Source organism: Pseudoroseomonas cervicalis ATCC 49957 (genome assembly GCF_000164635.1).
In the GTDB taxonomy this organism is placed as follows: domain Bacteria; phylum Pseudomonadota; class Alphaproteobacteria; order Acetobacterales; family Acetobacteraceae; genus Pseudoroseomonas; species Pseudoroseomonas cervicalis.
In genome coordinates this window covers 1-1,067 of record NZ_GG771049.1, presented here as the reverse complement: position 1 = coordinate 1,067, position 1,067 = coordinate 1, and the positions used below count along the sequence as shown (strand labels likewise).

1 protein-coding gene is annotated in these 1,067 nt (G+C 77.7%); it reads right to left on the bottom strand.

Annotated elements, in window-relative coordinates:
- Positions 1-1,067, bottom strand: a 1,067-nt coding sequence (locus HMPREF0731_RS21635) for an acyltransferase domain-containing protein (protein WP_040614361.1), incomplete at both ends; no start/stop codon positions are given.

The window sequence follows — 1,067 nt, the reverse complement described above, 5'->3', positions numbered from 1 at the left end:
CGGCGAGGCTGGCCGGCGCCACCTGGCCGCGGGCGTGCAGCGTCCAGCCCTCGCCGGAAAGGCGCGGGCGGCTTTCCAGCCGGAAGAAGCCGTCCGCATCGAGCTGGCTGCGCGTCTCCCGCGCCCGCTCGGCCGAGAGCGGCAGGGCGCGCAGGATCTGCATGTCGCGCAGCTCCAGCGCCGGGGCGTCGGGGAAGGCGAGGGCACCGGCGGCCAGCGCCATCTCCAGCATGGCGGTGGCGGGCAGCACCGGCTCGCCGCCCAGCTTGTGGTCGGCCAGCCACGGCTCCAGCGCGGTGTCGAGCAGCCGGCTCCAGCGGCCCGGCTCCGCCCCCTGGCGGAAGCCCAGCAGCGGATGGTCGGCGATGGCATCGGTCAGCCGCGCCGATTCGGCGCTCGGGGTGAACCAGTGGCGCTGCCGCTCGAAGGGGGTGAAGGGCAGGTTGCGGCGCTCGGCCGGGCCCTGCCAGGCCGGGCCGCCGCGCGGATCGGCGCCGGCGGCATAGGCGCGGTCGGCCAGGCCGGGGAAGGGGTCGCCCGCGCCGTCGCGGCGCGACAGGCTGGCCAGCACCGGCGCCTCGGCCTCGGCCGCGCGCAGGCTCTCGCGCAGATAGGATTGCAGCACCGGATGCGGGCCGATCTCGATGAACAGCCGCGCCCCGGCATCGATGGCGGCCTGCACCGCCGCCTGGAAGCGCACCGGCGCGCGCAGGTTCTGCCACCAGTATTCGGCGTCCAGCGCCGCCCCCGGCAGCTTGGTGCCGGTGACCGAGGAGAGGAAGCCGAGCCGCCCGGCGCCGGGGGCGAGGCCCGCCAGCTCGGCTGCCAGCGCCTCCCGCACCGGGTCCATGGCCGCCGAGTGGAAGGCGTAGTCGAGGTCGAGCTTCACCGCCGCGGCGCGGCGCTCCTTCACCGCCGCGACCAGCCGGTCGATCGCCGCCTCCGGCCCGGCCACCGTGATGGCGCCGGGGGCGTTGTGGGCGGCGATCTCGGGGCGCCAGCCGGTCTCGTCGGCCGGGCAGGCGGCCAGCAGCGGCGCCGCCGCCTCCGCCCCGATGCCGAGCGCC